Annotated in this window: 19 protein-coding genes and 1 riboswitch; of the genes, 8 read left to right on the top strand and 11 right to left on the bottom strand. The window is 73.5% G+C overall.

What is annotated here, in order from left to right:
* The first annotated feature begins 50 nt into the window (after positions 1–50).
* Entirely contained in the window at positions 51–1,466 is a 1,416-nt protein-coding gene (locus ACFVYI_RS11625; protein ID WP_387883669.1) for a DNA polymerase IV, read from the top strand.
* A gap of 142 nt (positions 1,467–1,608) precedes the next feature.
* Here the strand turns inward: ACFVYI_RS11625 and ACFVYI_RS11620 are convergent, their stop codons facing one another.
* Both ACFVYI_RS11620 and ACFVYI_RS11615 read right to left on the bottom strand, forming a co-directional pair.
* Positions 1,609–3,099 carry an MFS transporter gene (locus tag ACFVYI_RS11620; protein ID WP_387883667.1) on the bottom strand — a complete coding sequence of 497 codons (1,491 nt, stop codon included), beginning with the start codon at positions 3,097–3,099 and terminating at the stop codon, positions 1,609–1,611.
* A 142-nt stretch (positions 3,100–3,241) separates the two neighbouring features.
* A complete protein-coding gene (locus ACFVYI_RS11615) occupies positions 3,242–4,531 on the bottom strand; it encodes a PRC and DUF2382 domain-containing protein (protein ID WP_387883664.1) in 1,290 nt (429 codons plus the stop codon).
* A gap of 223 nt (positions 4,532–4,754) precedes the next feature.
* Positions 4,755–4,858: riboswitch (glycine riboswitch) on the top strand.
* A gap of 239 nt (positions 4,859–5,097) precedes the next feature.
* Here ACFVYI_RS11615 and gcvP point away from each other — a divergent pair.
* Positions 5,098–7,998: an aminomethyl-transferring glycine dehydrogenase gene (gcvP, locus tag ACFVYI_RS11610; protein ID WP_387883662.1), complete on the top strand. Its 2,901-nt coding sequence runs from the start codon at positions 5,098–5,100 to the stop codon at positions 7,996–7,998.
* Between the two features lie 123 nt (positions 7,999–8,121).
* Here gcvP and ACFVYI_RS11605 read toward each other — a convergent pair whose 3' ends face one another.
* Positions 8,122–8,313 (bottom strand): DUF5999 family protein, encoded by a 192-nt coding sequence (locus ACFVYI_RS11605; protein WP_329490880.1) that lies wholly within the window; start codon positions 8,311–8,313, stop codon positions 8,122–8,124.
* A 351-nt stretch (positions 8,314–8,664) separates the two neighbouring features.
* Positions 8,665–9,237, bottom strand: a complete 573-nt coding sequence (locus tag ACFVYI_RS11600) for a hypothetical protein (protein ID WP_387883659.1) — start codon at positions 9,235–9,237, stop codon at positions 8,665–8,667.
* Between the two features lie 368 nt (positions 9,238–9,605).
* On the opposite strand from ACFVYI_RS11600, the gene ACFVYI_RS11595 reads away from it, so the two are divergent.
* Together ACFVYI_RS11595 and ACFVYI_RS11590 are read left to right on the top strand one after the other, a co-directional pair.
* Positions 9,606–11,111, top strand: a complete 1,506-nt coding sequence (locus ACFVYI_RS11595; protein WP_387883657.1) for a glutamate--cysteine ligase — start codon at positions 9,606–9,608, stop codon at positions 11,109–11,111.
* Positions 11,112–11,244: 133 nt separating this feature from the next.
* The gene (locus ACFVYI_RS11590) at positions 11,245–12,033 is read left to right on the top strand and encodes a CPBP family intramembrane glutamic endopeptidase (protein ID WP_387883655.1); all 789 of its coding nucleotides are present in this window, start codon (positions 11,245–11,247) and stop codon (positions 12,031–12,033) included.
* On the opposite strand, the gene ACFVYI_RS11585 is transcribed toward ACFVYI_RS11590, so the two are convergent.
* The 6 genes from ACFVYI_RS11585 to ACFVYI_RS11560 all read right to left on the bottom strand — a co-directional run bounded on the left by ACFVYI_RS11585 (position 12,011) and on the right by ACFVYI_RS11560 (position 17,766).
* Positions 12,011–12,544, bottom strand: a complete 534-nt coding sequence (locus ACFVYI_RS11585; RefSeq protein ID WP_387883653.1) for an HAD domain-containing protein — start codon at positions 12,542–12,544, stop codon at positions 12,011–12,013. The two genes, ACFVYI_RS11590 and ACFVYI_RS11585, sit on opposite strands and share 23 nt — an antisense overlap.
* 100 nt (positions 12,545–12,644) lie before the next feature.
* Positions 12,645–13,922, bottom strand: coding sequence for an MFS transporter (locus tag ACFVYI_RS11580; RefSeq protein ID WP_387883650.1), 1,278 nt, complete (start codon positions 13,920–13,922; stop codon positions 12,645–12,647).
* A 134-nt stretch (positions 13,923–14,056) separates the two neighbouring features.
* Positions 14,057–14,758: a dienelactone hydrolase family protein gene (locus ACFVYI_RS11575; RefSeq protein ID WP_387883648.1), complete on the bottom strand. Its 702-nt coding sequence runs from the start codon at positions 14,756–14,758 to the stop codon at positions 14,057–14,059.
* A 171-nt stretch (positions 14,759–14,929) separates the two neighbouring features.
* Positions 14,930–16,342, bottom strand: coding sequence for a sugar porter family MFS transporter (locus ACFVYI_RS11570; RefSeq protein ID WP_387883646.1), 1,413 nt, complete (start codon positions 16,340–16,342; stop codon positions 14,930–14,932).
* A gap of 125 nt (positions 16,343–16,467) precedes the next feature.
* Positions 16,468–17,091: an FMN-binding negative transcriptional regulator gene (locus ACFVYI_RS11565; protein ID WP_387883643.1), complete on the bottom strand. Its 624-nt coding sequence runs from the start codon at positions 17,089–17,091 to the stop codon at positions 16,468–16,470.
* Between the two features lie 12 nt (positions 17,092–17,103).
* Positions 17,104–17,766, bottom strand: coding sequence for a pyridoxamine 5'-phosphate oxidase family protein (locus ACFVYI_RS11560; protein ID WP_387883640.1), 663 nt, complete (start codon positions 17,764–17,766; stop codon positions 17,104–17,106).
* A 34-nt stretch (positions 17,767–17,800) separates the two neighbouring features.
* On the opposite strand from ACFVYI_RS11560, the gene ACFVYI_RS11555 reads away from it, so the two are divergent.
* Positions 17,801–19,138, top strand: a complete 1,338-nt coding sequence (locus ACFVYI_RS11555) for an aminotransferase class I/II-fold pyridoxal phosphate-dependent enzyme (protein ID WP_387883637.1) — start codon at positions 17,801–17,803, stop codon at positions 19,136–19,138.
* Positions 19,139–19,294: 156 nt separating this feature from the next.
* Positions 19,295–20,491 carry a GDSL-type esterase/lipase family protein gene (locus ACFVYI_RS11550; RefSeq protein WP_387883636.1) on the top strand — a complete coding sequence of 399 codons (1,197 nt, stop codon included), beginning with the start codon at positions 19,295–19,297 and terminating at the stop codon, positions 20,489–20,491.
* Between the two features lie 56 nt (positions 20,492–20,547).
* Here the strand turns inward: ACFVYI_RS11550 and ACFVYI_RS11545 are convergent, their stop codons facing one another.
* The gene (locus tag ACFVYI_RS11545; RefSeq protein ID WP_387883634.1) at positions 20,548–21,906 is read right to left on the bottom strand and encodes an NAD(P)/FAD-dependent oxidoreductase; all 1,359 of its coding nucleotides are present in this window, start codon (positions 21,904–21,906) and stop codon (positions 20,548–20,550) included.
* 170 nt (positions 21,907–22,076) lie between these two features.
* On the opposite strand from ACFVYI_RS11545, the gene ACFVYI_RS11540 reads away from it, so the two are divergent.
* Entirely contained in the window at positions 22,077–22,832 is a 756-nt protein-coding gene (locus tag ACFVYI_RS11540; RefSeq protein ID WP_387883632.1) for a HipA family kinase, read from the top strand.
* Positions 22,829–23,236: a DUF3037 domain-containing protein gene (locus ACFVYI_RS11535; protein ID WP_387883630.1), complete on the top strand. Its 408-nt coding sequence runs from the start codon at positions 22,829–22,831 to the stop codon at positions 23,234–23,236. The genes ACFVYI_RS11540 and ACFVYI_RS11535 overlap by 4 nt, the downstream gene beginning before the upstream one ends.
* The last annotated feature ends 38 nt before the right edge of the window (positions 23,237–23,274 follow it).

The following is a 23,274-nucleotide window of genomic DNA, read 5'->3' as shown; positions in this document are numbered from 1 at the left end:
CGGCGGCGGGGTTCGGCCACACTGTCGGACCCGTGCGGCATGATCGGCGGGTGCGGTCACTGCCGAGCATCATCCACCTCGACATGGACGCTTTCTTCGCGGCGGTGGAGCAGGCGGCCAAGCCCAGCCTGCGCGGGAAGCCGGTGATCGTCGGCGGTCTGGGCGGGCGCGGGGTGGTCTCCACCGCCTCGTACGAGGCGCGGAAGTTCGGGGTGCACTCGGCGATGCCGATGGCGCAGGCGCGTCGGCTCTGCCCGAACGCGGCCTTCCTGACCGGGCGCTTCGAGGCCTACCGGGCGGTGAGCGAGCTGGTGATGGGCCTGCTGCGCGAGCTGTCGCCGCTGGTGCAGCCGCTCAGCCTGGACGAGGCCTTCGTCGACCTGGAGGCGGGCCCGTACGGCCCGGCGCTGGCGCAGGCGGACCACGGGACGGGGGAACGGCTGGTGCTGGCCCTCGCGGAGGACCTCCGGGCGGACATCCACCGGCGCACCGGGTTGACCGCCTCGGTCGGGGCGGCCGGGTCCAAGCTGATGGCCAAGATCGCCTCGGAGCAGGCCAAGCCGGACGGGCTGGTGCTGGTCGAGCCGGGTCAGGAGCGGGCGGTGCTGGGGCCGATGCCGGTGCGGGCGCTGCCGGGCGTCGGACCGGCCACCGAGCAGGTGCTGCGCCGGGCCGGGCTGAACACGGTGGCCGATCTCGCCGAGGCGGGGGAGTCCGAGCTGGTGCAGCTGCTGGGGAAGGCGCACGGCGCCGGCGTCCACCAGATGTCGACGGGGCAGGACGACCGGCCGGTGGTGGCCGACCAGGACGCCAAGTCGGTGTCGGTGGAGGACACCTTCGAGGTGGACCTCGCGGACCGGGACCGGGTGCTGCGCGAGGTGGACGTCCTGGCCGCGCGGTGCGTGCGGCGGCTGCGTGCCGCCGGGCGGTCGGGGCGCACGGTGGTGCTGAAGGTACGGCGGTTCGACTTCTCCACGCTGACCCGCTCGGAGACCTTGCGCGGTCCGACGGACGAGGAGGCGGTGATCGTCGAGACGGCCCGCAGGCTGGCCTCCCAGGTGGACATCACCGGAGGTGTGCGGCTGCTGGGTGTCGGGGTCTCGCAACTGGCCGACTACACCCAGGAGGACCTCTTCGCGCAGGCCGTCCGGGAGGAGGCGGGGGAGCCGGAGGCGACCGAGGGCGAGGCCGAGGAGGACGAGGGTCCGGGGACCGGTGCGCCCGCGGTGCGGCACTGGATGCCCGGGCAGGACGTGCGGCACGCCGAGTTCGGACCGGGCTGGGTGCAGGGCAGCGGCGTCGGCCGGGTGACGGTGCGGTTCGAGACGCCGTGGAGCGGGCCGGGCCGGGTACGGACCTTCGCGGTGGAGGACCCGGCGCTGGAGCCGGCCCGTCCGCTGCCGCTGCGCGGGGACGGGGCCGCGGACGGGGACGGGCCCGCGGACGGCGCTTCGGCGGCGGGCTGAACGCACGAAGCGGCCCCACCCGGCAGGGGGGCCGGGTGGGGCCGCGTGCAGTGCCGGGCCTCTGGCGGTCGCGATGCCCTCGTCGACCGTTCGGGGACCGGTCCCCCGCGCCCTGTCCCTGGGCGCGGGGGCGGACGCCTCGTCAGGCGTCGGTCTTGGCCAGCTCGGGGCTGGAGCCGAGGTCCGCGGCCTCGTTGCCGTCGGTGACGGTGACGGCGGGCTTGATGCTGCGGATCAGGAACGGGACGGCGCCGGCGACGGCGCAGACCGCGGCGGCGACCCAGAACGCGTGCTTGTAGGCGTCCAGGGTGGGCAGCGCGATCGGGATCGGCAGCTTCATGGTGTCGCCGGTCAGGATCGCGGCCATCACGGCGGTGCCGATCGCGCCACCGACGGTGCGCAGCACGGCGTTCATGCCGTTGGCGATGCCGCTCTGCTCGACCGGGACGGCGCCGTTGATGTAGGCCGGCATCGCGGAGAAGGCGAGGCCGATGCCGAGACCGAAGATCGCCGAGGCGGTGTAGATGTCGGCCTCGTGGCTGTGGCGCACGGCCAGGTAGGCCATCGCGACGGCGCCGAGGACGCCACCGAGGACCAGCGGCAGGCGCGGGCCGCGGCGGGCGATCAGCAGGGCGCCGACCGGGGCGGCGACCATCGAGCCGAGCGCGGACGGCAGCAGCATGACGCCGGCGTGCAGCACGGTCGCGGTGAACCCGTAGTGGGCGAACTTCTCCGGGGTCTGGGCGAAGTTGCTGATCACCATGAACGAGCCGTACATGCCGAAGCCGATCAGCAGGCCGGCGAGGTTGGTGAAGGCGACGGCCGGGCGGGACATCATCTTCATGTCGACCAGCGGGTGCTTGACCTTGACCTCGATGACGCCCCAGATCAGGGCGACCACGGCGGCGACGGCGAACAGGCCGAGCGTCTTGGTCGAGGTCCAGCCCCAGGTGTTGCCCTGGCTGACCGCGACCAGCAGGGCGGAGAGCCAGCCGGCCAGCGTGATCGCGCCGAGCGGGTCGGCGCCGCCCTCCTTGTCGGTCACCGGGTCGCTGGGCACCCGGACGGCGACCAGTGCGACCGCGAGCAGGCCGAAGACGAGGCCCATCCAGAAGATCGACTTGTAGCTCCAGTGCTCCAGCAGCAGGCCGGTGGCGACCAGGCCGAGGCCGCTGCCGACACCCATCGAGGCGCTGATGGCGGCGACGCCGCCGGTGACCTTCTGCTTCGGCAGCTCGTCGCGGACGATGCTGATGGCCAGCGGCAGCACACCACCGCCGGCGCCCTGGAGGACGCGGGCGACGACCAGCCAGGTGAAGGAGTGGGTGCTGACGGCGAGCGCCGAGCCCGCGACGAGACCGGCCAGCGAGATCAGCAGCATCGGCTTACGGCCGCGCAGGTCGCCGAAGCGGCCCAGCAGGGGGGTGAGCACGGCGGCCGACAGCAGGTTGGCCGTCATCAGCCAGGTGATGCTGGAGCCCGAGACGCTGAGCTCCTTGGCCAGCGAAGGCAGGATCGGAACGACCGCGGTCTGCACCACGCTGAACGACAGCATCGCCAGGATGAGGGCCGGCAGGACCCGGGCGCTGCTCTGCTTCTCGGCCGCGGTGGTGGGCTGTGGTGCCTCACTCACGGTTGCTTCCTCCCGTACATAGTGAATGAACTGAAGCAACCATGCAGGGAAATACTTCAGTGTGTCAAATATCGATTGGTGAAGCTTTGGCAAAGTCGAAGGACCCCGGACCGTGGAGGTCCGGGGTCCCTGTGTTCCGCCGTCAGGCGAGCGGCCTCAGCGGGGCGGGTCGGGACGGTTCGCCGGCACCCGAATGCCCACCGGCGCCGGTATGTCCGCCGGTGCCCGAGTGCTCGTCGGCGCCCGGGCGGGAGGGGCTCCCGCCCGGGCGGGAGGGGGCCGGGGTGTGCGCGGACGAGGGGGTCGGGGTCGAGGCGGCCGCGGTGTTGTCGTGGACCTCGACGTGCTCGCGCCGCAGTTCGTCCCGGATCACCTCCTCGGCGGTGTAGCGCTCCACCACCAGGCGGACCCGCTCGATCGGGGCCAGGTACTTGCGGACGACCGGACGCTCCTCGCGCAGCGTGACCTCCTCCACCGCCTCGGCGATGTCCTTGTCGCTCAGCGAGGCCCGCTCCGCCTCGCCGACCGGCATCCGCTCCACCCGGACCCGCTCGCGGACCACCGGCACCCGGCGCTCCACCGCCTCGCTGGTCACGTACTTGCGCAGCTTCGCGGTGCCCAGCACGTGCCACTCGGTGGTGATGTCCAGCCGCTCCTCGCGGCAGGTGATCTCCACCGGCCCGCTGGGGGCCGACGAGGCCGGGCCCGTGGTGCCGGGCGTCGAGGCCTCGGGCGCCGACGCGACGGCGGCGCCGTCGTGACCGGCGACGAGCGGAGCGGCCGACGGGCGCTGCTCCGGCGCGGTGGGCGCCGAGGGGGCGGCGGGGGCGACGGGTGCGGTGGGGCTGAGGGTCCGCACGTTGGCCTCCGTGGCGGGTTCGGACGGCTTGCCGAGATCGGCGGCCGGGGCGACGGCGGGGGACGGGGGTGTGTTGTCGGCCGTGTGGAAGGCCAGCGGCTTGACCGGGGCCGCGGCGGCCGGCTGGTCCGCGGGCTTCGGTGCGGCGACGGCCGCCGCGGTGCCCGCCGCTGCCGCCGGGGCGGCGGCCGGTACGGCGCCGAAGTCCAGGTCGGCCGGTTCGGAGCCGGAGCCGTCACCGGCCGACGGCTGACCGTCGAGCCGGGTGTCCAGCCCGTAGTAGCGGTAGAGCTGGAGTTCCTGGGCGGGTGACAGGTGCTGTCCCACGCCGAAGTCCGGTGACTCCTTCACCAGTGACTTGTCGTACGGCACCCGCAGTTCGTCGCCGGAGAACTCGCTCGTGGTCAGCGGGACGAAGGCGTCCCGGCCGAAGATGCCGGTCCGGACGGCAGCCCACTCGGGCTGTCCGGTGGCGTCGTCGAGGTACACCTCGTCGACCGTGCCGATCTTGTCTCCGTTGCGGTCGACCGCCTTGTGGCCGATGAGGTCTCGGGGGTCGATATCGGTCTGCACTCTTTCCTCCAGTGCGCTGCGCCTGCGGAACGCCCGCAGGCCGGCGGCCGGCCCGCCCGTCCCATCCGCCACTTCACACCAAAAGCCATGAAGCGGACACGCGCGACCGGGGCGGGGCCGGACGGGCCCGGGGCTGCGCCGTACGGGTCACGGGCCGGTCGCCCCCGTGACCGGACGCACCCGTGATCGAAGGCCTTCCCGCTGGTACCCTGGGCGCGACCGCCGAGCCCGCTCGGGAGAGTCCCCGAGAGCGGAAACCGCTGGTCGGGGCGCCGAAGGAGCAACTCCTCCCCGGAATCTCTCAGGCATCCGTACCGTGTGGGATAGGTCACTCTGGAAAGCAGGGCAGGACTGCCGGCGAGGGAGCCGGCGGGCACCACCCTCACCGACGGTGCAAGCCGGCGGGGCGCCACAGCGCTCCGCGCGGGTGAAGCTCTCAGGTCCCGATGACAGAGGGGGAGGCCTGTCGGGTCCGTCCGCCCAGGTCTGTCCGCTGTCGTCCGCAGCGGCCGTGCCGTCCGGCGTGCGTACCCCCGCCGGTCCGTGACCAGGAGGCCTCGACCACCATGAACGCCCAGCCGAACGCGGGACGCCCCACCACCCCCGCGACCCTCACCGAGCTCGAGCAGGCCAGCCCCTTCGAGAACCGCCACATCGGCCCCGACGCCGCCGCGCAGGAGAAGATGCTGGCCCAGGTCGGCTACGCCTCGCTGGACGAGCTCGCCGCCACCGCCGTACCCGAGGCGATCCGCTCCATCACCGGCCTGGACCTGCCCGCCGGCCGCAGCGAGGCCCAGGTCCTCGCCGAGCTGCGCGAGCTCGCCGGTCGCAACACCGTCCTCCAGCCGATGATCGGCCTGGGCTACTACGGCACCTTCACCCCGCCGGTGATCCTGCGCAACGTCATGGAGAACCCGGCCTGGTACACCGCGTACACGCCGTACCAGCCGGAGATCTCGCAGGGCCGCCTGGAGGCGCTGCTCAACTTCCAGACCCTGGTCTCCGACCTGACCGGCCTGCCCACCTCCGGCTCCTCACTGCTGGACGAGGGCACGGCGGCCGCCGAGGCGATGGCCCTGGCCCGCCGCGTCACCAAGGTCAAGGGCGGCGTCTTCCTGGTCGACGTCGAGACCCTGCCGCAGACCGTCGCGGTGATCCAGACCCGCGCCGAGCCGACCGGTGTCGAGGTCGTCGTCGCCGACCTCTCGGCCGGCATCCCGGCCGAGATCGCCGAGCGCGGTGTCTTCGGCGTGCTGCTCCAGTACCCGGGCGCCACCGGTGTGGTCCGCGACCTCACCGCGGTGATCGAGCAGGCCCACGGCCTCGGCGCGATCGTCGCCGTCGCCGCCGACCTGCTGGCGCTGACCCTGCTGAAGTCCCCGGGCTCGCTCGGCGCCGACATCGCCTGCGGCACCTCGCAGCGCTTCGGTGTGCCGATGGGCTTCGGCGGCCCGCACGCCGGCTACCTGTCGGTGCGCGCCGAGTACGCCCGCTCGCTGCCCGGCCGCCTGGTCGGCGTCTCCGTCGACGCCGACGGCAACCGCGCCTACCGGCTGGCGCTGCAGACCCGCGAGCAGCACATCCGCCGTGAGAAGGCGACCAGCAACATCTGCACCGCCCAGGTGCTGCTCGCCGTGATGGCCTCGATGTACGCCGTCTACCACGGCCCGGACGGCCTGGCCGACATCGCCCGCCGCACCCACCGCTACGCCGCCGCCCTCGCCGAGGGCCTGCGCGCCGGCGGCGTCGAGCTGCTGCACGGCGAGTTCTTCGACACCGTCACCGCGGTCGTCCCCGGTCGCGCCGCCGCGATCGCCGAGGCCGCCCGCGAGCACGGCATCAACGTGTACCAGGACGGCGAGGACCGGATCTCGGTCTCCACCGACGAGACCACCACCCGCGAGCACCTGGCGGGCGTCTGGGCCGCGTTCGGCGTCGAGGGCGTCGAGACCGCCGAGAGCGCCGAGGCGCTGCCGGCCGCGCTGCTGCGCGAGGACGAGTACCTGACCCACCCGGTCTTCCACAGCCACCGCTCCGAGACCGCCATGCTGCGCTACCTGCGCCGCCTGTCGGACCGCGACTACGCGCTGGACCGCGGCATGATCCCGCTGGGCTCCTGCACCATGAAGCTCAACGCGACCACCGAGATGGAGCCGGTGACCTGGCCGGAGTTCGGCCAGCTGCACCCGTTCGCGCCGATCGAGCAGGCCCAGGGCTACCTCACCCTGATCCGCCAGCTGGAGCAGCAGCTGGTCGAGGTGACCGGCTACGACGCCGTCTCGATCCAGCCGAACGCCGGCTCGCAGGGCGAGCTGGCCGGTCTGCTGGCGGTCCGCGCCTACCACCACGCCAACGGCGACACCCAGCGCGACGTCTGCCTGATCCCGTCCTCCGCGCACGGCACCAACGCGGCCTCCGCCGTGATGGCCGGCATGCGCGTGGTCGTGGTCAAGACCCTGGTCGACGGCGACGTGGACGTGGCCGACCTCAAGGCCAAGATCGCGCAGCACCGCGACCAGCTGTCGGTGCTGATGGTCACCTACCCGTCCACCCACGGCGTGTACGAGACCGAGATCACCGACATCTGTGCGGCCGTGCACGAGGCCGGCGGCCAGGTGTACGTGGACGGCGCCAACCTGAACGCCCTGGTCGGCCTGGCCAAGCCGGGCAAGTTCGGCGCGGACGTCTCGCACCTGAACCTGCACAAGACCTTCTGCATCCCGCACGGCGGCGGCGGCCCGGGCGTCGGCCCGGTGGCGGTGCGCGCGCACCTCGCGCCGTACCTGCCGAACCACCCGCTGCAGGCGGAGGCCGGCCCGGCCACCGGCGTCGGCCCGATCTCGGCCGCGCCGTGGGGCTCGGCGGCCATCCTGCCGATCTCCTGGGCGTACGTGCGGCTGATGGGCGGCGAGGGCCTCAAGCACGCCACCCAGGTGGCCGTGCTGAGCGCCAACTACATCGCCAAGCGTCTGGCCCCGCACTTCCCGGTGCTCTACACCGGCCCCGGCGGCCTGGTCGCGCACGAGTGCATCATCGACCTGCGCCCGCTCACCAAGGAGACCGGCGTGACGGTGGACGACATCGCCAAGCGCCTGATCGACTACGGGTTCCACGCGCCGACGATGTCCTTCCCGGTGGCCGGCACCCTGATGATCGAGCCGACCGAGTCCGAGGACCTGTACGAGATCGACCGGTTCTGCGACGCGATGATCGAGATCCGCGCCGAGATCGAGAAGGTCGGCTCGGGCGCGTGGCCGGCCGAGGACAACCCGCTGCGCAACGCCCCGCACACCGCTGGCGCGCTGGCCGGCGACTGGGCGCACGGCTACTCGCGGCAGGAGGCGGTCTTCCCGGCGGGCGTGAACCCGGCGGACAAGTACTGGCCGCCGGTCAGCCGGATCGACGGCGCCTACGGTGACCGCAACCTGGTCTGCTCCTGCCCGCCGCTGGAGGAGTACGGCGTCTGAGCGAGGAGAGGTACGGCAGGGCCCCGGCGAATCACCCCCAGCCTTCGGCTGGAAGGTGCCCCCATCGCCGGGGCCCTGCCCGTTGTCCTGCGTCGCTCGGCGGCCGCCCCCGCCGGTGGCCGGTCAGGCGGCGTGCGCGACGGGGCGGCGCGGGGCGATCACCCGGCCGTCGGGCAGCAGTTCGCCGGTGTCCTCGAACACCAGGACGCCGTTGCAGAGCAGGCTCCAGCCCTGCTCCGGGTGGCAGGCCACCGGTACGGCCGCCTCGCGGTCCTCGGACTCCGCCGACGGGCACTCAGGACGGTGCTGGCACATACGCGTACCCTCGCTTCGCTTGGCGATCCTCCCCGTGGTGCGGCGCCGCCGGATGACCGGCGGGAGCCGCCGCGGTAGTCGGATCCTGTCCGGCGCCGGGCCAGGTGTGGGCCGGCGCTCAAGTGGGTAGGACAGGTGGTCCTTCCACGCTGGTTCCCAGTGTCGGCATCCGGGGGCGCTCGCGCAGCAATTTCGTGACATGCGCCACAACCACCGGGCAGAGATCACCCGTTCAGGTGGCGGCAGGCGGAAATGGCCACCGGACGGGTCATTGGCAGGCTGACTCGAATCGGCCATGCCCGATGGCCCGTCCGGGTGGGTACGGGTGCGCGGGGGTGACGGGGGGAGCGTTCAGGAGGAGCCGAGCAGCAGCGGCCTCGCGAGCGGGGCCCGGGCGAGCACGGGCAGCAGGTCGGCGGCGGGGTAGGCGCGGTGCGCCGTGACGCCGAGCGGGGCCGGGGCCAACGGGATCAGCTGGTCCGTCTCCGGGCCGGTGTCCGGGCTGTGCAGCCAGAGCGCGGTGGCGTACTGGCCCGGAAAGGTGAGCAGCCGGGGCTGCTGGCGGGCCCGTGAGGTCTGGGCGAGCTGCCAGGCCTGGCGCAGTGCCCGGACGGTGGAGTCCAGGTACGGCCCGGCGGTGAAGTGGGAGAAGGCGTGGCCCTCGTCGCCCTGGACCACCTCGGCCGCGGCGGCCACCTCGGCGCCGTCCTTGATCAGGAAGCGCCAGCCCGTCCGCCGGGCGGCGGTGAGCTCGGGGCGCGGCCCGTCCAGGACGTGGACCGCGAGCGGATGCGCGGGCAGCAGCGGGCCGGTCGGATGACGCAGCGCGGCGGCGGCGGGCTGGCGCAGCGCGGTCTCCGAGTCGAGCGCGGCGAGGACCGCGCGCAGGGCGCTGGGCGGGGGCTGGGGGGTCTGCAGAGTCATGGCGGGGTCGCCTCTCCGTGCGAGATCGGCGTGCGAGTGCGGCATACCGGCATGGCGCGGTGTGTCGTCGGTGACGGGACCTGGCCGTGTCCGGTTGTGCATGATCGCGGTGCGGGCACCGCCGCTGCCGTCGACGAGGGTGTGCGGAGCGGCAGCGGGCCGGCCTTGGGCGCAGTGCGAATTCTATCGAACAGGTGCACAGGGTGACCTGTTTATCACAGGCGGTGGCGCCGGGCAAGTCGACGGATGTGCTGAAAGACCATCAGTTCCCTTGCATTGCAAGCCGTTCGAAGCAATCGGGTATCGATCTTCGGGGTGGGCATGATGCTTGCACGGTCGGTCGGCCGGCCGCTCAGGAGGAGGGGATCATGGGCGAGAAGGTCGTGGCGACGCGGGCGGACCTGTCGGACCGGCAGCTGTACCGCCGTAAGCTCCAGTCCTGCCAGGACGCGCTGGGGCGGATGCTGCGCGAGGACCGTTTCGACCGGCCGCGGGCCGTGATGGGGCTGGAGATCGAGCTCAACCTGGCCGACGAGCACGGCCTGCCGGTGATGCGCAACGCGCAGGTGCTCAGCGCCATCGGCTCCAGCGACTTCCAGACCGAGCTGGGCCAGTTCAACATCGAGGTCAACATCGCCCCGCACCGGCTCTGCGGCCACGTCTTCGAGGAGCTGCGCGAGGAGATCGACACCGGGCTGCGCTACGCCGACCGGCGGGCCGCCGAGGCCGGTGCGCGGATCGTGATGGTCGGCATCCTGCCGACCCTGGAGCACGACCACACCGGGCTCGACGCGATGTCCCACAACCAGCGGTACAGCCTGCTCAGCGACCAGATCCTGGCCGCCCGGGGCGAGGACATCACACTGGACATCGAGGGCGTCGAACACCTCCAGCTGGAGTCGATCACCATGGTCGCCGAGGCCGCCGCGACCTCGCTGCAACTGCACCTCCAGGTGACCCCCGAGCGGTTCTCCTCGGTCTGGAACGCCGCCCAGGCGATCTGCGGAGCGCAGCTCGCGCTCGGCGCCAACTCGCCGTTCCTGTTCGGCCGGGAGCTGTGGCGGGAGACCAGGCCGGTGCTGTTCCAGCAGGCCTGCGACACCCGTTCGGCGGAGCTCAAGGCGCAGGGGGTGCGCCCGATCACCTGGTTCGGCGAGCGCTGGGTGGACTCCGCCTACGACCTGTTCGAGGAGAACCTGCGGTACTTCCCCGCGCTGCTGCCGATCTGCGACGACGAGGACCCGGCCAAGGTGCTCGCCTCCGGTGGCACCCCTAGGCTCGCCGAGATGCGGCTGCACAACGGCACCATCTACCGCTGGAACCGGCCGGTCTACGACGTCAGCGGCGGGGTGCCGCACCTGAGGGTGGAGAACCGGGCGCTGCCGGCCGGTCCGACCGTCGCGGACACCCTCGCCAACGCCGCCTTCTACTACGGGCTGGTCCGGGTGCTCGCCGAGCAGTCGAAGCCGATCTGGACCAGGCTGCCGTTCGAGCGGGCCGAGGAGAACTTCCAGCAGGCCGCCCGGTACGGGATCGACGCCGTCTTCCAGTGGCCGCGGCACGGCCGGGCCGGGCGCGGCGGCGGCCCGGCCACGATCTCCGCCGTCGACCTGGTGCTGAACGAACTGCTGCCGATGGCCTACCAGGGCCTGGACGAGTGGGGTGTCGAACCCGCCGACCGGGACCGCTACCTCGGCATCATCGAGCAGCGCTGCCTGCGCCGGGTCAACGGCGCCTCCTGGCAGAGCGCCACCTTCCACCGGTTGCGCGAGCAGTTCGGGATGGACCGCTCGGCCGCGCTGGCCGCGATGACCCGGCGCTACGTCGAGTACATGCGGGCCGGGGAGCCGGTGCACACCTGGCCGGTCGGCTGACGCCCGGGCCGGCCCTCGCGGCGGCGCCGCGGTGACGGCACCGCCCGGCCCGGCCGGGAGGCGTGCTGTGGAAGGATGACCGCTCCGGCGGTCGGCCGACGGCCGGAGCGACGCCGGACCGCTGGAGCACCCCGTGACCACCGCCCCGACCGAACCGGAGACCGCGCGGCCCACGCGCCGGCTGCTCGGCGTGGAACTGCTGATCGTCCTCGGTCTCTCGCTCGGGGCCAGCGGCATCGGCGCGCTGATCAGCTTCACCGGCTCGCTCACCGAGGCGCTCAAGCTCGGCCAGCAGGTGGCCACGCTCAACTCCTCGCGGGCGCCGGGTCGGCCCTGGCTGGACCTCGCCTGGCAGCTCTACTACATCGCGCGCGGGCTGATGCCGGTGGTGCTGGTCGGCTACCTGCTGGTGCGCGAGGGCGTGACGCTGCGGGTGCTCGGCTTCGACCTCGGGCAGAAGCTGCGCGACCTCGGCCGGGGCGCCGCCGTCGCGGCGGCGATCGGCGGCACCGGCCTGGCGCTCTACCTGGCCTCGCAGGCGGCCGGCTACAACCTGACCGTGGCGCCGTCCGGGCTGCCGGACGTCTGGTGGCGGATCCCGGTGCTGGTCGCCTCCGCCTGGCAGAACGCCATCCTGGAGGAGGTCGTCGTCCTCGGCTACCTGCTGCGCCGGCTCGGCCAGCTGGGTTGGTCGTGGCCGGCGGCGCTGGTGGCCAGCTCGGTGCTGCGGGGTTCGTACCACCTGTACCAGGGGGTGGGCGGGCTGGTCGGCAACATGGTGATGGGTGCGGTGTTCTGCCTGCTGTACCGGCGCTGGGGGCGGGTGATGCCCCTGGTGGTGGCGCACGCGCTGATCGACACGGTGGCCTTCGTCGGGTACGCGCTGCTGGCCGGTCACGTCAGCTGGCTGCCCACCGGCTGACGGGCGGCCGGACGGCGGGGGCGCGCGGCGGGCGGGCGAGCAGGCGGTCCACGTGGCGGCGCTCCAGGCCCTGGCCCGGGTCGACGGGCAGCAGGACGCGGTCGCGGCGCCAGAGCGCGTTGCGGACCAGCCGGGCCGGGATGACGTCGTCGATCCAGGCGAACGGCCGGCCGGCGGCGTACCGCAGCAGCGGGGCCCACTTGTGGGCGGAGAACAGCTCCATCAGCGGCACCCGGGGGTCGCCGGGCTGCGGGACGTAGCCGGCGAAGCGGACCACCGGCAGCCGGGGCAGCCCGATCGCCGGGGCGACGTGGGTGTTGGCCTCCTCCTCCCAGGTGGTGGCCCAGACCAGTTCGTAGGTGCCGGCCAGCTCGCGCAGCCACTCGCCGTGCCGGGCGGACAGCAGGACGCTGTAGCCGAGCAGGGTGTGCACGTCGAACCCGGCCTCGGGTCTCGGACAGACCGGGTTGAGCACTCCGTCGACATCCAGGAACAGCAGTGGCTTCGGCACCGGGCGCCCCCCAGCTAAGACGTCGTTGTCACCTGGTCGGACGAGCAGCGCCCGCCGGTGGTTGCCCACCGGAGGGCGCACGCAGGGGCGCACGGGGCGCTCAGTGGACGGCGACGGGCTCGTCGAGCTGCGGCGCGGGGGCGGCGGCGGAGCACCGGGAGAGCCGGCGGACCTGCGGCTCCAGCAGGACGACGGCACTGAGCAGCAGGCAGAGCGCCGCGCAGGCCCAGAGCGCGCCGGAGAGGCCCAGCGCACCCGCGGCCGGGCCGGCCAGCGCGGTGCCGACCGGGGCCAGCGAGAGCGAGCCGAGGTGGTCGTAGGCGGAGACCCGGGAGAACATCTCGACGGGGATCTCCTGCTGCAGGGCGACCATCCAGTTGACGCCGAAGACGGTGACCCCGGCACCGGACAGGAACATCGCCGCGACCAGCACCGGCAGCGGTGCCGCCAGCGCGAGGGCCAGCGCCGGCACACCGAAGAGGAAGACGCCCCAGTTGCCGACCAGCAGGATCCGGCGGGGCTGCCAGCGGACCATCACCAGCCCGGTCGCCACCAGGCCGATGCCGTGCGCGGCGAGCGCCAGGCCCCAGTCCCGCGCGCCGCCCAGCCGCTGCTCGGCGACGATCGGCCCGTACACGGCGTCCACGGCGGTGATGCAGGCCATCAGCACGGCGAACTGGAGCACGATCACCCAGAGCCAGCGGCGGGAGGCGAACTCCTGCCAGCCCTCGCGCAGGTCGCGCAGCATGCCGCCGCCGGCCTCGGCGGGGGCGGCGGCCTCGGCCTCCAGGAAGAAGCGCAGCGCGGCGGCGGTCAGGAAGCACGCGGCGTCCACCGCGAGCACCCAGCCCGGGCCGACGGCGGCGGTGAGGGCGCCGCCGAGGGCCATGCCGCCGATCTGGGCGGAGTTGAGCGCCAGCCGGAAGACCGAGAAGGCCCGGCCGGCGTGTTCGGCCGCCACGCTCTGCATGATCATGCCCTCGGACGCGGGGGCGTAGAAGGCGTGACCGGCGCCACCGGCCGCGGAGAGCAGCATCAGCTGCCAGAGCTGCGCCTGGCCGGCCAGGACCAGTGCCGCCAGCACGGCCTGGGAGACGGCACTGAACAGATTGGCGGCGACCATGACGTGGTGGCGCGGCAGACGGTCGGCGAGCGCGCCGCCGATCATCAGCAGCAGGACGACCGGCACCAGCCGGGCCGCGGTGACGTAGCCGACCTCGGCGGTGGAGCCGCCGCTCGCCATGACCGCGAAGGCGGTGGCGATCGGGGCGCCGGCGTTGCCGAGGCCGCTGACGACGGTGGCGGCGGTCTGGATGCGGAAGTTGCGGCCGGCCCAGGGGAAGCGGGGTCCGTGCGGGGGTGGGGGTTGGCTCTGCACCCGGCGACTATGCCGGGGGACGTGTCAGCTGTCCAGCGGCTTTTCACGCCTTACGGCGGGGGTCGGGGGCACGGCCTCGCCGAGGCGGCCCCGGGCAGCCGGGTGGCCGCGTCAGCCGAGGTGGCACGGCCCCGTCAGCCGAGGTGGCCCCAGAGGAAGCTGAGGGTGCGCCGCCAGGCCGTCCGGGCCTGGAGCCGGTCGTAGGTGCCGAGCAGGTTCTCGTCGTTCATGAAGGCGTGCCCGGCCGGGTAGAAGTGGATCTCGGGCCGGACGTCGGTGGCCTCGCCGATCCGGATCGCCGCCTCGTCGACGGCGGCCATCGGGATCGAGCGGTCGTGCTCGGCGTAGTGCCCCAGGACGTGCGCGGTCAGGCCCCGGTAGTCGAAGTCCGGGTCGGACGGCAGCCCGTAGAACGGGACCACGGCGGCCACCCGGTCGCCCTCGGCGGCCGCCAGCAGCAGTGCGAAGCCGCCGCCCATGCAGAACCCGACCACGCCGACCGCGTCACCGACCACGCCGTCCAGGCCGAGCAGGTACCCGACCGCGCCGCGCAGGTCCACCACGGCCTGCTCGACCGGGAGTTCGCGCTTCAGCCGGGCCGCCTCGGCGCTGTCGTGGGTGGTCGCGCCGCCGAAGAGGTCCGGGGCGAGGACGGTGAAGCCCTCGGTGGCGAAGCGGTCCGCCATCGCGGCCACGTGGGAGGTGAGCCCCCACCACTCCTGGACCACCACCAGACCGGGGCCGACGCCCTGCGGAGGGCGGGCCAGGTAGCCGTGGGCCTCGCGGCCGTTGCTCGGGAAGGTGACGTTCTGCCGGGAGCCGCCCTGCTCAGGCATGGCTTCCTCTCGGTGGGGACGGGCCGCGCGCGGCGCGGCGGGGCTGCGGGGAGGTGCGGTGCCGGCTGCTTCCCGGGGTCGGCCCGCCGTGGCGCCGGCCCGGCCCCGGCCCGCCGCGTCGGCCCGGTGCGGTGTGGTGTGGAGCGGTGTGGTGCGGTGTCGTGCGGGGGATCAGCCCATCTCCTCCAGCGCACGGCCCTTGGTCTCCTTGATGCAGAAGACCACGAAGGGGATCGAGAGCAGCGCGAAGCAGGCGTAGATGACGTACGTCGCCGACAGGTTCCAGTCGGCGAGGTCGGGGAAGCTGACGGTGATCGCCCAGTTGGCGAGCCACTGGGCCGAGGCGGCGACGGACAGGGCGAGCGCCCGGATCCGGTTGGGGAACATCTCGCCGAGCAGGACCCAGACCACCACGCCCCAGGAGAAGGCGAAGCAGAACACGAAGACGTGCGCGGCGACCAGTGCGACGGTGGCGTAGGTGTCGTCCAGGGTGGCGGTGTCGCCGGTGCCCTGCCGGTAGGAGAACGCCCAGGCGGCGGTGGCCAGGGCCACCGCCATGCCGGCCGAGCCGGCCAGGGCGAGCGGCTTGCGGCCGATCCGGTCGACCAGCGCCATGGCGACCACCGTGCCGACCACGTTGACGATCGAGGTGGAGAGGCTGATCAGCAGCGAGTTGGACTCGTTGATGCCGACGGACTGCCAGAGGAAGGACGAGTAGTAGAAGATCACGTTGATGCCGACGAACTGCTGGAACACCGAGGCGCCGATGCCGACCCAGACGATCGGCAGCAGCCCGAAGCGGCCGCCCAGCAGGTCCTTCGCCCGGGGCTTGTGGGCGGACTCCAGCACCGCGCGGATCTCGGCGACCCGGGCGTCGAGGTCCACCCCCTCACCCTCCACCTCCAGCAGCACCTTGCGGGCCTGCTCCTCGCGGTGGTCGGCGATCAGGTAGCGGGGCGACTCCGGGATGGCCAGGGCCATCAGCCCGTAGACGAGGGCCGGGACGGTCTCGACGCCGAGCATCCACTGCCAGGCCTGGATGCCGCCGAGGTGGCCGGTGGAGTCGCCGCCGGCGGCCTGGTTGAGCGCCCAGTTGGCGAGTTGGGAGACAGTGATGCCGAGCACGATGGCCATCTGCTGGAAGGACGCCAGCCGGCCGCGGTACGCGGTGGGCGCGACCTCGGCGATGTAGGTCGGGGCGATCACCGAGGCGATGCCGATCGCGACACCGCCCACCACGCGCCAGGTGGCCAGCACCTGGATGCTCGGCGGGAACATCGAGCCGATGCCGCTGATCGCGAAGAGCGTGGCGGCCAGCAGCATGGTGCGCACCCGGCCGAGGTGGTCGGCGAGCCGGCCGGCGGCCACCGCGCCAGCCGCCGAGCCGAGCAGGGCGATGGCCACCACGAAGGCGGTCTCGCCGTTGCCCACCGCGAAGTGCTTCTGGATGCCGGTCACCGCGCCGTTGATCACCGCGCTGTCGTAGCCGAACAGGAAGCCGCCCATCGCGGCCGCCGCCGAGATGAAGACGACGTGTCCGAGGTGCGCCTCGCCGGAGGTCGGACGGGATGTGGCTGTGGACACGCGCGCTCCCCGAGTGGACGGGCCCGTCGGCACGGCCGAGTGGGCAGGATTCGTCACACATTCGATCAGCAGCGTCCCGGCTTCGCCCGAAATCGAGCCGATCGGGTGACTTGGCGTCAGCGCGGCTACCCCGTGCGGCGCGCGTTACGCCGGAGGAGCTGGGTGCGGACGGCGGCGTCCAGGCCCTGGCCGCGCTCGGCCAGCCGGTCGGCGACGGCCTGCTGCTCCGCGACGGTCTTCTTGTCGTCGTACTTGAACTTGGCCCGCACCGTGCGGACCGTGAGCCGCAGCCCGCGCACCCCCGACAGGAGCCGGCCGAACGGCTCCTCGCCGGGGGTGACCCGGGTGGACGGGGTCTCCGGCTGGAAGTGCGCCAGTTGGCGGTTGAGGATCGCCGCCTTGCCGGCCGCGTCCTCGACGATCTCGGCCGTGCAGGCGAACTGGACGGAGGCGTAGTAGCTGGTGGGCGTACCCGGCTCGCCGCGCCAGTGGCCGGGGGCGAAGGCGTAGTCGTCGGTGACCGCGAGGGTGACCTCGGGGTCGGCCCGGACGGCGGCGAACAGCGGATTGGGCTTGGCGAGGTGCAGCAGCACCTCGCCCCGCTCGACGTCCAGCAGGAAGTGGGTGGGGACCAGGACGGGCCCCTGGCCGGGTGGGCCGTTGGCGGCGAGCAGGCCGAAGTCGCGGCCCTGCGCGAGCCAGGCGCGCCACTCGGCCTCGTCGCCCCGGTCCCAGGACCTGATCAGCATCGGCGGGCCCCGTCAGCCGGTGAAGTCGCGCAGGTGCGCGGGGAGCGGCACGGTCGTGGAGGCGTCCGGCACCGGGGCGCCGTACACCGTGGCCACCGGCACCAGGCCGGCCCAGTACGGGAGGTCGAGGTCCGCCTCGTCGTCGTCGGCGCCGTCGGCACGGGTCTTGGCGGAGACCTCGTCCAGGTCGAGCCGGACGACGGCGGTGGCGGCCAGCTCCTTGGCGTTGGCCGGGCGGACCTCGGCGGAGCGGCCGGGGACGGTCTGGTCGACCAGCGCGTCCAGCGCGACGGACAGCTCCGCGGGGTCGGTGACCTGGTGGGCCGTGCCGTGGGCGACCACCGAACGGAAGTTGATCGAGTGGTTGAACGCGGACTTGGTCAGCACCAGGGCGTCGACCAGGGTGACGGTGACGCAGACCGGCAGGCCCTGGTCGCCCTTGGCGCCGCGCAGCGGCCGGCTGCCGGTGGAGCCGTGGATGTAGAGGCGGTCGCCGACCCGGGCGAAGATGGTCGGCAGGACGACGGGGGCGCCGTCGGCGACGAAGCCGAGGTGGCAGAGGTAGGTGCTGTCGAGGATCGCGTGGATCGCGTCCTGCTCCCAGGTCGCGCGGTCCTTGTAGCGGGTCGGGGTGGTACGCGGGGTGCGGGCGTAGGACACGGCGCCGTCTGACATGACAACCTCTATGTACTAGTGCATAATCTCTTTTGTGCTAGGAGACTATCCGATCAAGGGTCGGCGCGCCAGCGAAATCGCGGCCGACGTCGAGCAGGGCGTCAGCAGCGGACAGCTCCCGCCGGGCACCGCGCTGCCCCCGCTGCGCGACCTGGCCGCCGAACTCGGCGTCAACCCCAACACCGTCGCCGCCGCCTACCGCCTGCTCCGCGACCGGGGGGTGATCGAGACCGCCGGCCGCAAGGGCAGCCGCGTCCGTCCGCGACCGGCGCTCACCCCGCGCGACGAGATCCGGGTGCCCGTCCCGCCGCAGGCCCGCGACCTCGCCAACGGCAACCCCGACCCGGCGCTGCTCCCCGACCTCACCCCGGCCCTGGCCGCCGCGGCCGAGGCCGCCCGCCGCGCCCCGGTGCTCTACGGACGCCCGTCGGCCGACCCCGGGCTGCTGGCCCTCGCCGGCGCGGGCTTCCGCGCCGACGGCCTGCCCGACGCGCCGATCGCCATCGCCTCCGGCTCGCTCGACACCATCGAGCGGATCCTCGCCACCCGGCTGCGCCCCGGTGACGCCGTCGCCGTCGAGGATCCGGGGTGGGGCAGCCTGATGGACCTGCTGCCGGCCCTCGGTCTGCGGGCCGCCCCCGTCCCGCTGGACGACGAGGGCCCGCTGCCGGACGCGCTCGCCGAGGTGCTCGCGGCCGGCGCCCGCGCGGTGGTCGTCACCAGCCGCGCGCAGAACCCGACCGGTGCGGTGGTCACCGCCGGCCGGGCGGCCGCGCTGCGCGCGGTGCTGGCCGGCCACCCCGGGGTGCTGCTGATCGAGGACGACCACGGCCACGGCATGGTCGACCAGCCGTTCCACTCGCTGGTCGGAGCCGGGTCCGACCACTGGGTGGTGGTCCGCTCGGCGGCCAAGGCGTACGGGCCGGACCTGCGGCTCTCGTTCGCGGTCGGGGATCCGGACACGATCGGGCGGGTGCAGGGGCGTCAGCGGCTCGGGGCCGGCTGGGTCAGCCACCTGCTCCAGTGCGCCGTCGCCGAGCTGTGGCGCACCGACGCGGCGCCGGTCGCGCGGGTGGCGGCGGCCTACCGGGTGCGGCGGGACGCCCTGCTCGGGGAGTTGGCCGCCCGCGGGATCGAGGCGCACGGCGCGAGCGGACTGAACGTCTGGGTGCCCGTCCCGGACGAGACGACCGTGCTCGCCGCGCTGGTGCAGCGCGGCTGGGTCGTCGCGCCGGGTGCGCGGTTCCGCCTGCAATCGGCCCCCGGCCTGCGGATCACCGTCGCCCGGCTGGACCCGGCCGACGCGCGGCGGCTGGCCGACGATCTGGCGGCCGTGCTGGGAACGGGCGGTTCCGTGTCCCGACTGATCTGAACCGATCGGTAACAGAGCGAGAAACCTGGTGCAGATACCTAGCGGTAACAAGCGCGAGCATGTCATCTTCATCGCGCCACCGGCCGGCGGCCTACCCTCACCTCCGCGTCTCCCCGCCCCCACACAGCGGGCGAGACCGACCGCAGGAGTTCCGCCGTGCCCGAAAACCGTTCGAGCATCACACGCAGAACCGCCAGCCTCACCCGGCGGTTGCTCGCCGCCGCCCTCGCCCTCCCGCTCGGTGCGGCCGGCCTGATCGCCGGCGCCTCCGCACCGGCCGCGGCCGCCGCGGCCGCCCCGGGCGGGCCGACCGCCAGCGTCACCCTGGGGGACAGCTACATCTCCGGCGAGGCCGGCCGCTGGAAGGGCAACTCCGTCGTCACCGGCGCCGGCCGGGCCGGCACCGACCGGGCCTGGACCGGCAGTGCCTACGACCCGAGCCGGATCTACGGCGCGACCTACGCGAGCGGGTGCGACCGCTCGGACGTCGCCGAGGTGCGCAGCGCCCCGACCGTGGCGCAGACCCAGATCAACCTGGCCTGCTCCGGAGCCGTCGCCGCCAACGTCTACCGTGCCGCCAACGGCGGTCAGTCGTTCAAGGGCGAGGCCCCGCAGGCCGACCAGCTCGCCACGGTGGCGAGCCAGTACAACGTCAAGCTGATCACGCTCTCGATCGGCGGCAACGACCTCGGCTTCGGCGACGTGATCAGCACCTGCGTCCAGGACTACCTCGTCTGGTACTCCTACTGCCACGACGACCAGCAGGGCGAGATCGACGCCCGGATGCCCACCGCGATGGCCGGCGTCGGCAAGGCGCTGGACGAGATCCGGGCCGTGATGTCGAGCGCCGGCTACGCGGCGGGCGACTACCGGGTCGTGCTGCAGTCCTACCCCTCGCCGATCCCGCGCGGGGCCGAGATGCGCTACCCGGAGAGCGGCTGGAGCCGGTCCGACACCGGTGGCTGTCCGTTCTGGAACGGCGACGCCGACTGGGCGCGGGACTCGCTGGTGCCGCAGATCTCGCGGGCGCTGGCGGGTGTCGCCGCCTCGAAGGGCGCGCAGTTCCTGGACCTGGCGGACATGCTGCAGGGACGCGAGGTCTGCTCCAAGGCGACCAGGCAGGCGAGTTCGACCAGCGCGCCGTCCGCCACCACCAGTGAGTGGGCGCGGTTCGTCGACGGCGGGCTCAGCGCCTCGCAGGGCACGATCCAGGAGTCGATGCACCCCAACTACTACGGCCAGCAGGCCCTCGGGCAGTGCCTGACCCTGCTGTACGCGCGGCCGAGCGGCAACTTCGGCTGCCGCAACACGGCCGGGAAGGACGCGAGCGGGATGTACCTGACCGCGCGGTAGCGCACGGCGCGGCCGGCCCCCGCTCCGTCCGGGAGCGGCGGGCCGGCCGCGGTGCGTCAGCCCTTGGCGAGCAGGGCCTGGGCGTGCGCCCGGACCTGATCCTTCGTCAGATAGGCGTCGGTGTACTCGAAGTCCCGCAGCCGGGCGGGCTGGCGGGCCAGGAAGCCGGTCCGGACGAAGTCGTCGCCGGCGGTGGCGTTCAGCAGCCAGTTGGCGCCGACCCGGAACTTGGCGGCGTTGGTGCGCATCGCCATCAGGTGGTAGCCGCGGGCGACCACCTGGGCGGGGACGCCGCGCAGCTCGACGCCGACCGGCTTGGAGACGGCGTCCTTGCCGCCGAGGTCCACCACCAGCCCCAGGTCCTTGTGGTAGTAGGGCTCCAGCGGCTGGTTGCGCAGCGCGGCGATCACGTTGTTCGCCACCACCCGGCCCTGGCGGGCGGAGTGCTGGGCGGTGGGCGGGCAGACCGCGCCGTCGCCCTTGGCGAGGTCCGGGACGGCGGCGGCGTCGCCGAGCGCGAAGACGCCCTCGAACTGGGGGACCCGCATCTCGGCGGTGACCGCGACCCGGCCGCGGACCGTCTCGGCGTCCAGGGTGCCGATCAGCGGGCTGGCCGCGACGCCGGCCGTCCAGATCAGCGTCCGGCAGGGGAGCATCCGGCCGTCGGTGAACTTGACCGACTCGGCGCCGACTTCGGCCACCGAGACGCCCAGCGAGACCTCGATGCCGCGCTCGCGCAGCACCTCCAGTGCGGCGGTGCCGAGGGCGTCGCCGAGCTCCGGCATCAGCTTCGGGGCGATGTCGATCAGGTGCCACTTGATCTGCCGGGCGTCCAGCCGCGGGTAGCGGCGGGCGGCGGCGGTGGTCAGGCGCTGCAGGCAGGCCGCGGTCTCGGTGCCGGCGTAGCCGCCGCCGACCACCACGAACTGGAGCCGGGACTCGCGCTCCCTCTGGTCCAGGGTGGCCGAGGCGAGGTCGAGTTGGGCGATGACGTGGTCGCGGACGTAGGTGGCCTCGGCGAGCGTCTTCATGCCGCGCGCGTAGTCGGTCAGGCCCGGGATGTCGAAGGTGCGGGTCACACTGCCGGGGGCGAGCACCAGGTAGTCGTACTTCTGCGCGACCACCTCGTCGGTGATCTTGCGGACCACGCAGACCTTGGAGCGCGGGTCGACGCCGATCGCGCCGCCGGGGACGATGTGGGTGCGGCGCAGGGTCCGGCGGAGCGAGACCGCGACCGACTGCGGGGTCAGCACCCCGGCCGCCACGTGCGGGAGCAGCGGCAGATAGAGCTGATAGCTGAACGGCGTGACCAGCGAGATCTCCGCCTCCGAGGGCGCGAGCTTGCGTTCGAGGCGGCGAGCGCACTCCAGTCCGGCGAAGCCACCGCCCACGATCAGGATCCGAGGTCGTTCCATCGTTCATCCCTTACAGTGCAGTTCGTACCGTCAAGGTCCCCACTACTGTCCGCCACACTCGCACGGAGCAGCGGGCGCTGCCACCGGGACGGCGCGGATGGCGCAGACGCGGGCGACGGGCGACGACGCGCGGCGCCCGGTCCGTGCATATGCCCGATAGGCTGTCCGGCGTGCTCCCCGAGGTGACGGCGGTCCGTTATGTGACGCCACTGCGAGAAGGCGGCTCGATGCCGGGCCTGGTCGAGGCCGACGACCGGCGGCTGTACGCGCTGAAATGGGTCGGCGCGGCGCAGGGCCGCAAGGCGCTGGTGGCGGAGGTGCTGGCCGGTGAGCTGGGCCGCCGGCTCGGGCTGCCGGTGCCCGAGTTGGTCACCGTGGACCTGGACCCGGTGCTGGCCCGCAGCGAGCCGGACCCGCAGATCCAGGACCAGATGCGGGCCAGTGGCGGCCTCAACCTCGGCATGGCCTTCGTCAGCGGCGCGCTCAACTTCGACCCGCTCTGCTTCGAGGTGGACGCCGGGCTGGCCGGGCAGGTGCTCTGGTTCGACGCCCTGATCGGCAACGTCGACCGCTCCTGGCGCAACCCCAACCTGCTGGTGGCCACCGGCGGACTGCGGCTGATCGACCACGGCGCCAGCCTGATCTTCCATCACCACTGGGCGGGTGCGGCCGGCTGGGTCCGCCGACCGTACGACGCCTCGGACCACGCGCTGCTGCGGGCCGAACCGGACCTGGTGGCCGCGGACAAGGCGCTCGCCCCGCTCGCCGTCGCGGCGGTGGAGGAGGCGGTGGCGCAGATCCCCGACGTCTGGCTGGTGGACGAGCCGGGCTTCGACTCGCCCGAGGCGGTGCGCGCCGCGTACCGCGCCCAGCTGACCGAGCGACTGGCCGGTCCGCGCGACTGGCTGCCGGAGGTGTCCGCATGACCGGGTCCGTGTCGCCGGCCGCCGCCGAACTGCACGACTACGAGTACGCCGTGATCCGGGCGGTGCCCAGGGTCGAGCGCGGCGAGTGCGTCAACGTCGGAGTGCTGCTGTACTGCCGGCAGAGTGCGCACCTGGGGGCGCGGACCCACCTGGACCAGGCCCGGCTGCTGGCGCTGGACCCGGTGGCGGACGTCGCCGGGGTGCGGCGGGCGCTGCAGGGGATCGAGGCGGTCTGCGCGGGTGGTCCGGCCGCCGGTCCGGCGGCGGCCGACAGCCCCGGGCAGCGGTTCCGCTGGCTGACGGCGCCGCGCAGCGCGATCGTCCAGCCGGGGCCGGTGCACACCGGGCTGACCGGCGACCCGGAGGCCGAGCTGCGGCGGCTCTTCGACCAACTGGTGCTCTGAGCGACCCCTTCGGGCGCCGAGCGATTGGCCTGCGGACT

The organism is Kitasatospora sp. NPDC058218, assembly GCF_042882445.1.
In the GTDB taxonomy this organism is placed as follows: domain Bacteria; phylum Actinomycetota; class Actinomycetes; order Streptomycetales; family Streptomycetaceae; genus Kitasatospora.
Note: the sequence above shows the minus strand (reverse complement) of the source record. Positions and strands in the feature narration are given on the sequence as shown.

Excerpts from the sequence above, each read along its gene's own strand:
- ACFVYI_RS11565 (WP_387883643.1), bottom strand. The coding sequence starts at position 17,091 with ATGCTGATCAGGTCCTGGGACCGGGGCGACGAGGCCGAGTGGCGCGCC.
- ACFVYI_RS11575 (WP_387883648.1), bottom strand. The coding sequence starts at position 14,758 with ATGCCTGAGCAGGGCGGCTCCCGGCAGAACGTCACCTTCCCGAGCAAC.
- ACFVYI_RS11605 (WP_329490880.1), bottom strand. The coding sequence starts at position 8,313 with ATGTGCCAGCACCGTCCTGAGTGCCCGTCGGCGGAGTCCGAGGACCGC.
- ACFVYI_RS11595 (WP_387883657.1), top strand. The coding sequence starts at position 9,606 with ATGGGCGAGAAGGTCGTGGCGACGCGGGCGGACCTGTCGGACCGGCAG.
- ACFVYI_RS11535 (WP_387883630.1), top strand. The coding sequence starts at position 22,829 with ATGACCGGGTCCGTGTCGCCGGCCGCCGCCGAACTGCACGACTACGAG.
- ACFVYI_RS11545 (WP_387883634.1), bottom strand. The coding sequence starts at position 21,906 with ATGGAACGACCTCGGATCCTGATCGTGGGCGGTGGCTTCGCCGGACTG.
- ACFVYI_RS11600 (WP_387883659.1), bottom strand. The coding sequence starts at position 9,237 with ATGACTCTGCAGACCCCCCAGCCCCCGCCCAGCGCCCTGCGCGCGGTC.
- ACFVYI_RS11560 (WP_387883640.1), bottom strand. The coding sequence starts at position 17,766 with ATGTCAGACGGCGCCGTGTCCTACGCCCGCACCCCGCGTACCACCCCG.
- gcvP (WP_387883662.1), top strand. The coding sequence starts at position 5,098 with ATGAACGCCCAGCCGAACGCGGGACGCCCCACCACCCCCGCGACCCTC.